General features: G+C 66.9%; 6 protein-coding genes. 4 read left to right on the forward strand and 2 right to left on the reverse strand.

Annotated elements, in window-relative coordinates:
- Positions 1-102 precede the first annotated feature (102 nt).
- A complete protein-coding gene (locus JW958_00435; GenBank protein MBN1824696.1) occupies positions 103-2,688 on the reverse strand; it encodes an immune inhibitor A in 2,586 nt (861 codons plus the stop codon).
- 88 nt (positions 2,689-2,776) lie between these two features.
- Positions 2,777-7,546, reverse strand: a complete 4,770-nt coding sequence (locus tag JW958_00440) for a carboxypeptidase regulatory-like domain-containing protein (protein ID MBN1824697.1) — start codon at positions 7,544-7,546, stop codon at positions 2,777-2,779.
- Positions 7,547-8,188: 642 nt separating this feature from the next.
- Here JW958_00440 and JW958_00445 point away from each other — a divergent pair.
- The 4 genes from JW958_00445 to JW958_00460 are packed head-to-tail and all read left to right on the forward strand — an operon-like array spanning position 8,189 to position 15,603.
- Positions 8,189-11,062, forward strand: a complete 2,874-nt coding sequence (locus JW958_00445) for a choice-of-anchor D domain-containing protein (GenBank protein ID MBN1824698.1) — start codon at positions 8,189-8,191, stop codon at positions 11,060-11,062.
- Between the two features lie 17 nt (positions 11,063-11,079).
- Complete coding sequence (locus JW958_00450; protein ID MBN1824699.1) at positions 11,080-13,755, forward strand: hypothetical protein; 2,676 nt, start codon at positions 11,080-11,082, stop codon at positions 13,753-13,755.
- An 11-nt stretch (positions 13,756-13,766) separates the two neighbouring features.
- Positions 13,767-14,582, forward strand: coding sequence for a PEGA domain-containing protein (locus JW958_00455; GenBank protein MBN1824700.1), 816 nt, complete (start codon positions 13,767-13,769; stop codon positions 14,580-14,582).
- A gap of 52 nt (positions 14,583-14,634) precedes the next feature.
- Positions 14,635-15,603 (forward strand): pyridoxal-phosphate dependent enzyme, encoded by a 969-nt coding sequence (locus JW958_00460; protein MBN1824701.1) that lies wholly within the window; start codon positions 14,635-14,637, stop codon positions 15,601-15,603.
- Positions 15,604-15,639 lie beyond the last annotated feature (36 nt).

Genomic DNA, 15,639 nt, shown 5'->3' on the forward strand with positions numbered 1-15,639 from the left:
ATACCATGACGACTCGCGCGCCGCCCGGGCGCGCAAAAGAAACGCCCCCGCCGGATTTCGACGGGGGCGCGATCGATACGGTTTTCGGGCCGCGGGGAGCGGTTACCGAATCAGAGCCATCTTGCGGACGAACTGCGTGTCGCCCGCGTTGAGGCGGTAGAAATACACGCCCGATGAAACGGGCCGTCCGGCGTCGCTGCGTCCATCCCAGACCACGCTGTGCGATCCGGAGTCCTCCGTCCGCGAACGAACCAGGGAGCGCACGAGCCGCCCCGAGAGGTCGAACACGTCCAGGTCGACCCGCGCCGGCGAGGCGAGGGTGTACCGGATCGTGGTGATCGGGTTGAACGGGTTCGGCGAGTTGCCCATGAGGCGGGTCGCGCCGGGCGCCGCCAGCTCGACTCCGGTGGCGACCTGCATGCCGCGCACCTGGAAGTCGTCGAAATAGAATCCGTCCTGGTGGATCGACGTGTCGCTCTTCAGGCGGAAACGGAAGAGCACGTCCGTCTCCCCATCGTAGGCGGCGAGATCGACCACGTTCTCCACCCATCCGGTATGCGTGTCCTCGAAGACCGGGATGCCCGCCGGTTTCTGCGTTCCCTGGCCGCTCGCGTCCACCGTGTAGGCGGTTTGGAGCGGCGTCCAGCCGGAGCCGCCGTCGGTGGAGATCTCCAGCACGGCGCAGTCCCAGTTCTCCTCGATGTCCCAGCGCGCCCAGAAGCTGAGCGTGCACTGTTCCGCCTCGGAGAGGTCGATGGACGAGGCTATGACGCAGATGGTGGTGTCCTTGTCGGCGTAGTCGCCGGTGGGACTGTCCGCCATGGAAGCCGTCCCGCCGTGTGCCGTGGAGGTGCAGAGCCCCCAGTCGCCGGTCCACTGCGACGAGCCGCCCTCGAAGTCGTCCTCGAAGAGGATCGCCTGCGTCACCACGCCGAGAAGGAAGTCTTCCGTCTCCGTCGCGGCGTCCACCGTCACCTGCCGGTCCGCGCTCGTGTGGCCCGGGCAGGAGACGTGGAAGGTGTATTCACCGTAGACCAGGTTCGTCGAGTAGGCGCCGCCGGAGCCGTCATCGCTCTGCGCGGTAGTGACATAGACGTCGCCCGGGTAGGTGCGGATCTCGATCTCCGCGTCCAGCCCGTCGTTGGTTCCCACCTCGCGCACGAAACCGCTCACCGCGCCGTAGGCGACCGGATCGAGATCCACGTCCAGCACCGTCGCGGATCCCCAGGTGACGGAGACGCCGTAGTGGGTCTCGTCGATGTACCCGGAGGCGCTGAAGGTGACGTCGTAGGTTCCCGTGTCGAGCAGCTTGTAGTAATCGCCGTTCTCCGGGTCGGTGTGGACCGGCATCGCGTTCCCGGAGACGGTGATCGTCGCGTCCAGCGGGAGGCCGGTGTCGGAACCGGTGACGATCCCGTTCACGCCGTACCGCGCGGCCCGGATGTAGTGCTCGTAGCTCTCCTCGTTGTCGTCCCAGAAATCCTCGAGAAGGCTCGCCGACGGTTCCTTGACGTCCGAAAGCTCCAGCGTGACGTCGATGCAGTCCGTCTCGTTGTTCGACCAGTCCTGGAGACATCCCTTGGTGATGTACCACTGCGCGCCGTTGGTGATCCCCTGCGGCCAGTCGCCGTTGTACATCGGCAGGTTGTAGGTGGAGTACTCCAGCGAGAGCTGGATCAGCGCGTCGTTGTCCGGGTGCAGCGTGTAGGTGTAGTCCCAGGGGTAGTTCACCACCAGCGCGCCGCCGTGGGAGTTGGCGCTGATCACGAAGTGCCGGCCGAACCCCCAGTTCTTGAAATGAACCGTCTCCACCTCCTCCGTCCAGGTGCCGTCGCCGCCGATGTCCCCGTCCGGCGAGGGGAAGTTCCGGTTCAGGTCGATGCCGTTGTCGTTATAGCGGGTGTTCGCCACCGTCCCGTCCGGGTTGTGGCAGGGGAGGATGAAGATGTCGTAGTTATCGACCAGATAGGTGACGTCCGGATCGGTCCCGTAGTTGTCGGTCAGATGCTCCACCAGAAAGACGAGCATCTCCTGGGAGATCGACTCGTCGCCGTGGATGTTGCCCGAAAGGCGGACCTCCGGCTCCTCTTCGTTTGTCCCCACGTTGTCGCTGATGTTGATCGCCCAGAGATCGCGGCCCTCCACGGAGGTCCCGATGCTGAACCGCTGGGCGATGGACGGATGGGCCGTCTCGACGTCGTGCAGGATCGTCCCGATCTGCTCGGGGGTGTGGTAGGTCCCCTTGTCGCCTCTCGACAGGCGGTCGCCGCCCTCGGCGGCCTGTTCCGCCCAGAGACGCTCCGCCTCGGCGCGGACCGTGCGGTCGATGTCCGGAAGCTCCTCGTAGTCGTAGCCGGCGGCGCGGAGCGCGCGGGATTCCTCGTCGGTGATCCGCGGTTCGAACACGATCCGCACCGATTTCTCCCCGAGCGGGAAGACGCGGACCTGCTCCTTGTTGAAGGAGGCGATTGGGACGCGTTCCAGGAGTGTTTCCAGTTCGTCGTAGGATCCCAGCTCGATCCGGACCGGGAAGTCGTTCCATTCCCGGACCTCCCACATGGGAAGCCCGTTTGCGTCCATCGGGATCGGTTCCGCCGCCGCGGCCGGCGTAAAGGCCGCGAGGAGGAGCAGCAGCGCGGGGACCAGGAGGGCGATTGGGGGAGCCTTCCGCTTGCGGGCGCTGATCATGTTGTCTCTCCTTATAAGGGGCCCGGCCGCCGCGGCGCGGAGCCGCGGCGACCGAGTCCGAAAGGCTTCCTCCCGTTACCGGAGACGGTTACTTCAAAAGCACCATCTTCCGGGTCATGGTCTTGTTCTCCGCCTCGAGGCGGTAGAAGTAGATGCCGCTCGCCACGGACCGTCCGGACGAGTCGAGGCCGGTCCAGATCACGTCGTGGCTTCCGGCGTCCATGCCCCGGTCCACCAGCGTGGTCACGCGGCGGCCGGCCAGGTCATAGACGGAGAGGCTGACGTGTCCGGCCTTCGGCAGGTCGAACCGGATGGTCGTGGTCGGGTTGAACGGGTTCGGCACGTTGCCGACGAGGGCGAGCGCCTTCGGCAGGCTCCCCGCGCCTTCCTCGACACCGGTGTCGATCTCGTAAGTGATCTTCAGGCACCACTCGTTCAGCGTGCCCGTGTCGTAGCCGGCGTTGTCGCTCACGGTGAGCGTCCAGTCGCCTTCCGCGTCGAGACCGAGGAAGTCGCCCAGGTCGCCGGCGGGCTCGAGGTCGTCCGGGTACCAGCCGACGATGTTTTCCGCCGTCCCGCCGCTCCGGTTGTGGAGCGTGACGATGGCGCCGCCCGGCGATTCGAGGGTCACGATCAGGTCGCCGATGTAGGTGTGGGTGATGTCCAGGTAGACGGCGATTCCGGTGACCTCGACGTCCAACGGCACGTTGATGATGTCGCTCACGCCGGCGGTGTTGTTGTCCGGAATGGCGAGCGCGGGCGTACTGCAATCGGTCTGGCTGAACTCACGCGAGAGGGTGAGGTCGACGCCGGTCATGTGCTGGCCGGAGGTCAGGGTGATCTCCTCGATGCCGGTCGCCCAGCCGTCCTTGGAGGCCACGATCTGGTAGGGACCGGCGTAGAGGCCGGTCAGCTCGTAAGAACCGTTCTGTCCGGTCACGACCGATCCGCCGTCCGGGATCGCCTGGACGGTTACGCCGGAGTGGTTCGACTGGCCTTCCAGGGTCACCGTTCCGCTGACGCTGCAATCGCCCATTTCGAGCGCCGTCAGATAGGTCATGGTGTTTTCGAGAAGGAGAATCCGGTCCGCCGCGGCCGCGGAGGAGTAGTTGAAGCCGTAATAAACGATCTGCCCGCCCTCGGGGGCCGGGTTGGGATCGTAGACCACGATGCTCGTGTTCTCCGGGTAGGTCGACCAGGCGCAGACCTTGGTGGCGTCCGCCGCCGGGGTGAAGGCGTCCTGGTCGCCGTAGTCGACGTAGCCGACCGTGATGGGGCCGGTGATCGTGTTCGGCACGGTCACCAGGTAGTGGCCCACGTCGTGGACGGTCAGGTTGCCGCTCGAATCGTGGTTCCAGCCGGTAACGTGGAGTACGTTCGCGGCGAAGGTCGGATAGCCGGGGTACGAAGCGGCGTCATAGGCCATTTCGCCGCCCTCGACCAGGATGTGGCCGCCGGCGAGGACGAAGCTCTCCACGTTGGAGCGGAAGGTGGCGTCCTCCACCGGGGCGGCGTTGTTGCCGGAGCTGACGATGATCGCGTCGTAGTCGTTCCAGGTCGCCGGGTTCGTGGAGGCGACCGTCTCCAGCGTCACGCTGTAGCCGATGGTCTCCAGGTCGGTGACGATGTCCGCCGCCGCCTTGGAGGCGACGCTCGTGTAACCCTGCGCGATCAGCTCGCCGGTCTTCTCGTCGTACTTGGCCGGATTCTCGACCGTCCCCTTGGCGCCGTCGTCGATCACCAGGAAGTCGCCGTTGGTCGGTTCGAGCACGAAGTGCTTCTCCACGGTCGGATCTTCGATGGTGATGCTCGTCGTGAGCGCGCGATGGTGCCACGCCTTGATGGTGACGACCCAATCAAAGTAGGGGAGCGCCGGCGAGGTGAAGGAGCCGTCCGTCGAATCGGTAACGGTTTCGGTGTAAAGCTCCATGTTGTCGCTGCGGTAGAACTTGAGCGACGCGTAGAGTGGATCGCCCGAAACGTCGTCGGTCACCGTGCCGAAGAGAACGCCGGAGGGGGCGGGATCCAGATCGATGTCGAGGACGTTCGCCCCGTAGTTGACGAAGAAGCTTTGCTCGAAGTGCAGATAGCCGAAGTAATCGACCTCGATCGTGTAGGGCGCGACCAGGATCTCCTCGCCCACGTCGTAGTCGCCCAGGGAGTTGCAGGTCACCTCGAAGACGAGCTCGTCGAGCGCGTCGTAACCCTTGACCACCGCGCCGTCCGCGGGAGAGCCGTCGGCGTCCACGTGGCCGGTCAGGGTGCCGTAGGCTTCGATGATCGGGAACGTTTCGGTATAAACGTCGTACCCGCTCACCGCGACGTAGGCGGTGACGAAACCGATCTCGTCCGGCGTGATCTTCATGGTGCCGGTCGTCGTGGAAAGCTCCGTTCCGTCGGGAAGGATCGCGTAGATCGTGCTCGGGCCCTCTTTGCAGGTGCCGTTCAGGGTGCCGGCCAGGTTGAGCGCGAAGGTGTCGGCGAGTCCGATGGTCGTGGTCACCCACAGGTCCGGCGTGGAGAGCGTCGACGCGTTCACCGTGATCTGCTCGGTGAAGAGCAGGTAGGGTTCGCCCGTCTCCTGGCCGATGATGTCGAGGGTCGGGCCGTACGGGTAGTTCACCGTCACCGTGCAGACGCCGGCGGCGTTGGTCGCCACCGGAGTGGTCTCGTAATCGAGGCCGGCGGCCCAGACGTTCACGCCCGGTTTCGGCGTAACGCCGTCCGCTTCGTACACCTCGACCACCACGTCGGTCTCCACGTTGGCGTCGATCTCGGTCGGGTTGATGATGATCGTGGCGGGCACGATCACCGGAACGTCGACCTTGTAGGGCTCTTTGTTCTGAGCCATCACGACCAACCGGATGGTTCCGGGGGTGAGGACGTCGTCGAAGGTGAGCGTCACCGTTCCGGTCTCGTCCACGCCGCCGCCGGCGACGAGCGCGCCGTCCTGGGTCACGCCGACATAGCTGCCGGGCACCGCGGTCACGGTGATGTTCGGGCTGGTGGTGAAGACCGTGCTCGGGTGGCCGACCGTCTGCGTAGCCGGGACGCCCATATAGGTCGTGATCGACGGGTCGCCCATCAGGTTGTAAATGTTCCAGTAGTAAGTGATGCGGGAGGAGCCGGACTCGGTCACCGCCAGGTTGCCCCGGAAGATGAGCGCGTCGTTGGTGACGTACCAGGCGTCCATCTCCTCGCCGTGGTCGTGGAAGACGCCGTCGTAGGCGCCCAGGCCGGTCGCCTCGTAGGTCGGGTTGGCATTGACGGTGCCGTTGCCGACGCCCCAGTACCAGTCCTCGTCCCAGTAGGTGCTGTTGGAGCCGCCGATGTAGCCGATGGCCCCCTTGTCCGCCTCACGGAGCCAGGTCTCGGCGAAGCACTCGGCGTAGTCGTAGGTGCTGGTGAGGCAGCAGTTGCCGACGGCGAGGCAGTACTTGCCGTAGTTGGTCAGATTCCGCACGTTCGTCTGAGTAAAGCTCGGGTCGGCCCAGGACGTGTTGCTCCCGTGGGCGGTGTAGTTGATGTATGCCACGCCGTTGCTGACGTCGCTGACGATATCCGCCGCATGGCTCCCCGACTCGGGGTAGAGGTAGGTGTTGCTCGTGATGCCGTGGGCGGCGTTGAAGTAGTAGGTGGTCCCGTAGTTGATCTGGCCGTTGGCCCATGTGGAGGCATAGGTGCCGTCCATGCCGGCGATCATGGTCACCTCGGCGAGGTAGCTCGGGTCCGGCATGGTGAACTCGTCGTACATGAGGGTCTTGTCCAGGATGTCCTGGAGCATGGAGGTGCTGGTGGCGGAGAGCCGGCCGTAGTAGATGTCCGGCATCAGGTCGCCGTCCACCGCGCAGTAGGGCCGGTCGGTGGCGTCGCCGGCCTCGGTGAAGGTCGGGCACTGGGCGACGTCGCCGACGAAGACGACGAAACTCGGCGCGGCCTGGCCGGCGGGCGGGTTGTTGTAGAGATCATGGATGTAGGCCTGGATCGTGGCGGTGGTGCTCCCCACCTCCGGCGAGCCGATCACGCCGGTCACGACGGTGAAGCCGCGCTCGGTCTTCCAGTCGATGAAGTCCTGCATGGTCGCTTCCATGTCGGACGGCACGATGACGACCAGCGTGACCGGGTTCTTCACCAGGTCCGGGTAATCCACGCGGGGGGACTGGTAGCCGGCGATGTCGCCGTGCACGGGCTCGAAGAAGGGGCTGTAGGTCGCCGCCTTGATCGCTTCGCCGCGGGCGTGATCGGCCCCCTCGAAGTGGAGACGGAAGCGAATCGACTCGGCCACGACGATCTCGTTGCTCCGGGGCATGTACTCGACGGGGCTGACCTCGACGCGGGCGATCTCCACGCCGCGGATGGCGCCGACGCGCTCCACGCGCACCATCTCCTGGCCGACGCGGCCGGCGCGGTAGGCGTCCTCGTTATAGACGAAGGGCCAATCCTCGGGATCGGCGCTCTTCGGCATGCTCGGCTGAGCCGGCATGAGTGCGTTCTCGATACCGTAGTCCGCCAGGGAGATGGTGCGGCTTTCCACGGAGACCACTTCGACGCGCACCGAGGCGCCCAAGGGAATCTCGAAGAGACGGTTCATCATCGGCAGCTCCGGCGAACCGGCCACCTTGGAGGAGTGGAAGCCCGGAATCATCAGGCGGGAGAAGGTTCCTTCCGGGGTCTCCACATCCATGGCGGAGAACTCGGCGATCCCCAGCTCGAACTCCATGACGTCCCGGCTCAGATCGGCCAGGGTTAGATGAGAACGTTCCGCATCGAGCGGAATGGGGTGGATGTCGGCATACGCCGCCGCCGAAACGAACAGAACGAGCATCATTCCCAGCGCGAACAGTCTGGTAACTTTCATTTTCTCCCTCTCCACACAGATAGGGTCGGTAGGTTGGATTGTACGGGCGGGCCAGATGGGGAGCGGATCGCCCGGAGAAGGAATTCACCCGTCGACGACCGGCCGCGCGGGGCGTCCGACCACCGAACCGAATCCAGGACCGGGTTTTCCTGGTTCTGGCCGTTAAAACAACACGAGTTTAGCATAAAGAGGATTCAATTTCTATTTAGAAAAATGGAGGTTAGCCCTCTCTTTCCCCGCGCGACAACCCCGCCGCGCCGTCCTCGGCCCGCCGGGCACGAATCAACAACATTTGTAGAAAAAAGAATCAAGATTCACCGGATCGGGCCGATTCGTGGAATGCCCCTCACTAGGATCGGGCGTGCGGTGTATCGGCGAGGAGAATGATCCGTCCCGAGGCGCCGATCCGTCCGGGGAACGTCTCGGAAACGGCCGGCTCCGCCCCGACGGCGGGAGGGTGTGGGCGCGCAACCCATTGTTTCACGGGGGATTGTGCGTGGCCGAACAGGTTTGCGCGCGGGTGTGGGACGGGGGCCTTCCCGCCCCGAACCCGCCCGGACGGAATCCAATGCGGGAACCCCCGGTCGAGCGGACCCGGGGAAGAGTCCCTTTCGCCGGCGACCGGCCGGCCGGGAGAGCGATATGACCCTTTCCAGCCGGGAAAAGATCCTCCTCATCGGAGTCGCGGCGATTCTGATCGGCGCCGGCCTGGACGGCGCGACGGATGGATTCGCCTTCCTGGGGCCGGCGGGCGGGTTCGACTCCGCGGGAGGCCTCCTTACGGCGGGCGGACAGCGGGGATTCGCCGTCGCCGGAATCGCGGCGGCGGGGTCCGCTTCATCCGACGAATACACGCATTTAAACGGTTTTCTGGCGCTCTACGGCCGGCCGCTCCTGGTCGTCGGCGCGGAGGCGCTCGATTTCGGCGGCGTCGACACGGGCGACTCCGCGAGCCTCGATGTGGAACTCGCGAACGGCGGCGGTATGCCCCTGTTTCTCTCCTCGATCGGACCCGCTTCCGGCGGTAACTCCTCCTTCCGGGTCGAGTGGCCCGCCGCGCCCGTGGTGATCGAGCCCGGCGCTTCACAGACCCTGCGGGTTCTGTACCGGGCCTCCGCCGCGGCGGTGGATCGGGATACTATTCATGTAGAAACGAACGACCCCTTCGTCGGTGTCTGGAAGCTCCCGCTCCTCGGTTTCGGCGTGGAACCGGGCGTCCCGGTCATCGCCGTGGACGCCGACGCGCTCCGTTTCGGCGCCGTGCCGGAGGACTCCTCGGCGGTTCTCTCCTTCACGGTCCGCAACACAGGCGGCCAGGAGCTTCTCGTCGGGCCGATCACCGCCGGCGGACCGCCCTATACGGTCGAACCGGACAGTTTCGCCTTGAGCCCCTCCGGATCGATGGCGGTGGAGGTGACCTTCGCGCCGGCCGGGGCGGGGATCCATGTCGATACGCTTCTTATCCCTTCGAACGATCCGTCCCGGACGGAGCCCTACCCGGTTCTCCTTCGGGGGGCGACGCCGGCGGACATGCGCCTCCTCTCGCCGGCGGGCGGCTCCTTCCTCTTCAGCGCCGTGCTGAACGGGCCCGCCCCGCCGGACCGGACCATCGTCGTCCGGAACGCCGGGGGAGACACGCTCCGCTGGAAAGCGGATGTCTCCGACATCGCACCCTGGCTCTCCGCGTCGCCAGACTCCGGGTGGACGCCGCCGGGGGACACGGCCCGGGTGACCGTATCCGCCGCGCCGGCGGGGCTGACGACCGGCCTGTATTCGGGGGTGGTGCTGGTGCAGAACCGCAATCGCCCCATCCTCGACCTGATCTCCGTCACCACGAGCTTCCTCGTTCAACCGTTCACGGTCGACGTGAGCCATGACCCGGAGACGGCCTCGCCCGGAACGGAGGTGACCGTCACCGCCGAGGCGGGAGTCACCGTCGACTCGGGGCGTGTCTATTGGCGGTTCGGAGGCGAAGAGGACTTCCGGTCCTCCGGGATGAACCGAGGCCTCGGCGGCAAGCTCACGGCGGTCCTCTCCGACCAGATCCCCGGCATTCGCGGGATCGAGTACTGGGTGTCGGTCCACGGCGCCGCCGGCGAGGTGCGTGTACACGATCCGGAGATCGGGCTTCCGGCGCGGATCGACGTGTGGATAGAGGACGAACTCGCCCCCGACCTGACCGGCGGCCGCCACCAGATGATCTCCGTGCCGCTCTTCACCGGCTCCGCCTCCGGGTGGGAGGTCTTCCCCGACGACCTGGGGGAACACGATCCGGCCCGCTGGAGGCTCGGCCGTTACCGGACCGACGCGGGGGACTACGCGGAGTACCCCGGTGACCTCGGCGCGCCGATCGACGCCGGCTACGGATTCTGGCTGATCACGGCGGAGGACCGGAAAGTGGACGTGGACGGCTTCGCCGTCTACCCCTCCGAGGAGGACAGCTGTTTCTCCGTTCTTCTCGAAGGGGGGAGCGGCGGCGGATGGAACCAGATCGGCGATCCTTTCGCCTACGCCGTCTCCCTGTCGGATTGCATGATCCGGGCCGACGGGGATCATCGCTATTCACTCACTGAAGCGGCCCAGCTCGGCCTGATCGAGGACGCCTTCCATGACTGGCGCTACGACCAAGGGGGGACGGGTGGTTACGTGGAGGCGGACCACCTGGAGCCGTGGCGCGGTTACTTCGTGAACAACACGTCGGGTTACGATCTGGAGCTTCTCGTTCCGGCGCGCGAGTCGGTTCCGTCGTTGTCGAAAAACTACGCGCTCTCTTCCCTCGGCGAGGGGGGATGGATAGCCCGCTTCCGCGCACGCGCGGGCGGGCGCGCCGGCCAGGAGATCACCCTCGGCGCGCGGAGCGGCGCGCGGCCCGGGAGGGACCGATGGGACCGCTCCACGCCGCCGCGGCCGGACGACTCCGGCCCCGGCCTCTTCGCCGGCGGGACCATGCGCGCCGACTGGAGGCCCCCATCGACGCGCGTCGAGCGTTGGACGATCCGCGTCGCCGCCGGAGGGGACGAGGAGGTCCTTCTCTCCGCGGCGCTCCCCGTTCCGCCGCCGGCCGGGTGCGGGCTGGTCCTGATCGATCCGGTCGCCGGCGCGGCGTTGCCGGTGGAGGACGGAACGGTCTACCGCTACGTCTCCCGGCCGGGGGAGACGGAGCGAATCCTCGAGGCGGTCTGCGGACCCGCCGGGGCGCTCGCCGCCGAGGGGATCTCCCCCGGCGAGCCCGAAGCGCTCTTCCGCCTCGCCGCGCCCCGGCCCAATCCGTTCCTGCGGGGGACGGCGCTGCGGTTCTCCATACCACGGAACGGAAACGTTGATATGCGAATTTATAACCTGAGCGGCCGCCTGGTCCGGACCCTGATCGACCGGACCGAGGAGGCGGGCGAGCATGTGGTGGATTGGGACGGGAAGGATGATCGGGGCCGTCGCTGCGCGCCCGGGATCTACTTCCTCCGATTGAACCACGACGGCGAACGCTCCGCGACCGCCCGTTTGGTCTTGTTCCGGTAGGAAAGGAAGGAACCGGCATGGATCGTCATGACTTCAACGCCCGGACCGCCGGGGCCATCGTCGCCGCGGCGCTGCTGCTGGCGGCAATGGTACCCACGGCCGCTTACGGCGACATTCCGAAGAGCCTGCACTGGCAGGGCGTGTTGACGGGCGACGACGGATTGCCGCTGACCGGCGACGTCCCCATGACGTTCCGGCTCTACGCGGACACGCTCGCCGCCGCGGTCTGGGAGCAGAGCTTCCCGTCCGTGGAGCTAAGCAGCGGCTTCTACGAGGTGACCCTCGCCGTGGACGCGGTTCCCTTCGATGTCCCTTACTGGATAGGCATCGAGGTCTCCGGGTCCGCGCTGGGCCCCCTCCGACCCCTCGCCGCCGTTCCGTACAGCATGCGGAGCGCCCGCACGCGGATCACCACGGGCGACGGTCTCGCCGGAGGGGGGGACTCGTTGGAGGCCGTCCTCTCCATCGCCCCGGGCGGCGTGACCGCCGTCCTGCTCGCCGACAGCGCGGTGACGACCGACAAGATCCGCGACGGCGCGGTGACGGAGGAGAAGATCGAGGACGGCGCGGTGAAAGCGGCGAAACTCGCCGAGGGCGCCGCGGTGAAAAGCCTGAACGGCCATACGGGCGACGTGACCCTGGCCGAGGGGGCGAACATCACCCTGGCCGATCTGGGAGGCGGGGTGGTGCAGATCAGCGCCGCCGCGTCCGGCGCCACGGTGGACGACGATTGGGTAGTGGATGGCGACAACATGCGGGCGAACGTTTCCGGCAACGTCGGCATCGGCGTCGCGGCGCCCGGGGAGAAGCTGGATGTGTCGGGCGGTTCGATCCGGACCGACGGGAAACTGATCTCCACCGTCGGCGCGGGCACACCGCCCATGGAAGTGTCTTCCACCGTAAAGGTGGAGAACTTGAACGCGGACTTCTTGGACGGGCACGACTCGGCTCACTTCGCCGACACGTCCCATACCCATGATGGTTCGGACATCGTCTCCGGCACCATCGCCGCGGCCCGCCTCCCGGTCGGAACCGGCGCGGACCAGGTAGCGGCGGGGGACCATACCCACGCGGCGGGTACGTTCGACGACGGCGACTGGACCGTCGACGGCGACGACATCGTCGCCGCCCACTCCGGGAACGTGGGGATCGGCGCCGCCTCGCCCGGGCGGAAGCTGAGCATCATCGGTTCGGGGGGCGCGAACGGGATCGATATCGACAACTCTTCCGCCGACGGCGATCCGGAACTCCGGTTCCTTTTGAGCGGCACGCCCAAGTTCACCCTCGGTGTGGACGACGGCGACGCCGACAAGTTCAAGATCGGCGAAGGTTCTGTCGGCGCGGCCCCGTATCTCACCATCACCGCGGACGGCAAGGTGGGCATCGGCACCAACGACCCGATCACCACTCTCGACGTGGTGAGCGAAACCGCCGGCATCACCATCAACAACACCGGCCTGGTGAGCGATCCCCGGATCCGCTTTCAGCTCGATGCCGCCACCGCGTTTTCGATCGGCGTGGACGACAGCGACGGCGACAAGTTCAAAATCGGCACCTCCGCGGTGAGCACCAACACGCGGATGGTGATCGACGCCGACGGCGACGTCGCTTTCGGCATGGAGAATCCGGAGGCGAAGCTCCATCTCGGTGGCGAGAGCAACGTGGAGATTCTTCTCGACGCCCCCGCGGCGGACAATTACTCGGGCGTCACCCTCCGGACCACGGGCGGTATCTACGACTACCTCCAGCTCATCAAGTCGGGGCCGCTCGCCACGGGCACCACCGCCGGGATTCCGTTGACCAACCTCTCCCGCGTGGTCGCCGGAAACATGGCCGGCCCTCTCATGTTCCAGGTGATGACCGACACCTGCATGTACTTCGTGACGGACAACACCGAACAGATGCGGCTCACCTCGAACGGCCGCCTCGGCATCGGCGACGTTTCCCCGGACGCGACCCTTCACGTCGGCGGGGACGCACTGGTCTGGGACGCCGGATCCAGCGGCCGTGCGCTGGACGTGTACAATCCGGACTACCAGCTCGGCCAGTTGGTCAATTTCGAAAGCAGCGACAGCGTCTCTTCCAACAACGACATGCTGCAGATCCTCGTCGGATCGAACTCCAGCGACAACATGCAATTCATCGAATGCGAGCGTGGTGTGAACGCCGTCTTCAAGGTGCAGGGGGACGGCGACGTGCTCGCCGACGGCTCCTTCACCGGTCCGGCGGACTTCTCCGAGATGATCGCCGTTCGCGCCGGCGCGTCCTCCGTGGAGCCCGGCGACGTGATGGTGGTGGATCCGAGCGGATCGCGGGAGATCGCGAAGAGCGCCGAGCCGCGCTCCACGCTGGTGGCGGGCGTCTACAGCACCCGTCCCGGTTTCGTGGGATCCGAGCGGGACTGGGACCGGATCGACCCCTCCAAGGCCGAAGGGGAGGAGTCGGGCACCTACACCAGGGCGGACATGGCCGCCGAGTTCGACGAGATCCCCCTCGCCGTGGTCGGCATCGTCCCCTGTAAGGTTTCGGCGGAGAACGGGGCGGTCCGCCCGGGCGATCTATTGGTCACGTCGGCCACGCCGGGGCACGCCATGCGGGACGACGAGCCCCGCACGGGGACCGTGCTCGGCAAGGCGCTTGAACCACTGGCCTCCGGGACCGGCGTGATCCGGATCCTGGTGACCCTGCAATAGGAGGGCGCGGCATGCGGGAAAAAACGGCCCTCCGGCGGCGGAAGACGCCTCTCCGGCGCACCATGGACGCGGCCCGGATTCTCGGGTGGATCGTCCTCGCGGCGGTGCTTACTTTCTGCGTCGCCCGCGCCGCCCGCGGGGAGACGCCCGCGCCGGATCCTCTCGAGGTTTGCGTCGATCTTTATTGGGAGGGGCGCTTCGACGAGGCGATCGACCGGCTCGGGACGCTCACCGAAACGCTCACCGGCGCCGAACGCCTGCGGGCCTACGAGTTCCTCGCCCGTTCGCTGGTGCGGACCGGCGCGCGGGAAGCCGCGGGCGAGGCGTTCAAGACGATCCTCCGCGCCGATCCGGAGTGGCGGCCGGACCGGCAGATGTTGGCCGAGCCGGAGTGGAGCGCCTTCGAGGATGTGCTCGAGGAATTCCGTAACGAGAACCTGGGCGGACTGAACGTCCGGACCGAACCGTCGCGGGCGCAGATCTATTTCGACGGCGAAACGCAGGCGGGGCTTACCCCCTTCACTCTGGAGCGGCTCCCCGCCGGGGAGCACGCGATTCGTCTGGAGAAAGACGGCTACATACCGTTCGATACCACCCTCGTCGTGATCGCCGCCGAGACTTCCATGCTCGAGGTGGAGATGGAGGCCGCCGCCGAAGGGGACGGGGCGCCCGTCCCGTTCTGGAAAAACCGTTGGGTGCGGGTCACCGGCGGCGTGCTCGGCGCGGGCCTTCTCATCGCCCTCTTGGGCGGCGGGGGCGGCGATGGCGACGGCGACGGCGACGGCGCCGCCACTCTTCCCGATTTCCCCGAGCCTCCCGGCCGGTAAGTGGTTGTGGTACACTGGGCTTCGCGGCGGTGGGCCGCCGTGGAGTCCCGCCATGAAAGAACCGACCATTCGCGAGATCCGTGAGGCGCAGGATCGCATACGTCCTCACACGCACCGCACGCCCCTCCTGACCTGTGCCGCCCTGGATCGCGAGGGGGGCGCCCGTTTTTACTTCAAGTGTGAAAACTTTCAAAAGGTCGGCGCCTTCAAGGCGCGGGGAGCGACGAACGCCGTTTTCCTGCTCGGCGCGGAGGAGGCGACCCGGGGCGTGGCGACGCATTCCTCGGGAAACCATGCGGCGGCGCTCGCCCTGGCCGCTCGGAGCCGCGGCGTCCCCGCCTATGTGGTGATGCCCCGCACCTCGCCGCGCGTGAAAGTGGAGGCGGTGCGGGGCTACGGCGCGGAGATCGTTTTCTGCGAGCCGAACCTGGAGGCGCGGGAGCGCGGCCTCGCCGAGGTGGTCGCGCGGACCGGCGCCGCCTTTATCCACCCCTACGACGACCCGCGGGTGATCGCCGGCCAGGGGACGGCGGCGGCGGAGATGATCGAGGACGGACCGGAACCGATGGACGCGGTGATCGCGCCGGTCGGCGGCGGCGGTCTTCTCTCGGGCACGGCGCTCGCCTTCGCCGCCCTCTCGCCGCGCACGGCGGTGATCGGCGCCGAGCCGAAGGGGGCGGACGACGCGTACCGATCGCTCCGGGAGGGGAAGATCCTCCCCTCCGTCGAGCCGCGCACCGTGGCGGACGGTCTGCTCACGTCCCTCGGACGGCACACCTTTCCGATCCTGCGGAGGCTCGTGCGTGAGATCGTAACCGTTGAAGAAGAAACGATCCTTCGGGCCATGCGGCTCGTCTGGACGCGCATGAAGATCGTCATCGAGCCGTCGGCTGCGGTCGCCTTCGCCGCGGCGCTGGAACGACCGGATCTCTTCGTGGCGCGGTCCGTGGGCGTGATCTTCTCGGGCGGGAACGTGGATCCGGACCGTCTTCCGGAGATGGGCTTCGGCGGCGCGGACTGATCGGGCGCGGGAGGCTGTGGGGACGAGGGAGTCGCG

Source organism: Candidatus Eisenbacteria bacterium (assembly GCA_016930695.1).
Taxonomy (GTDB): domain Bacteria; phylum Orphanbacterota; class Orphanbacteria; order Orphanbacterales; family Orphanbacteraceae; genus JAFGGD01.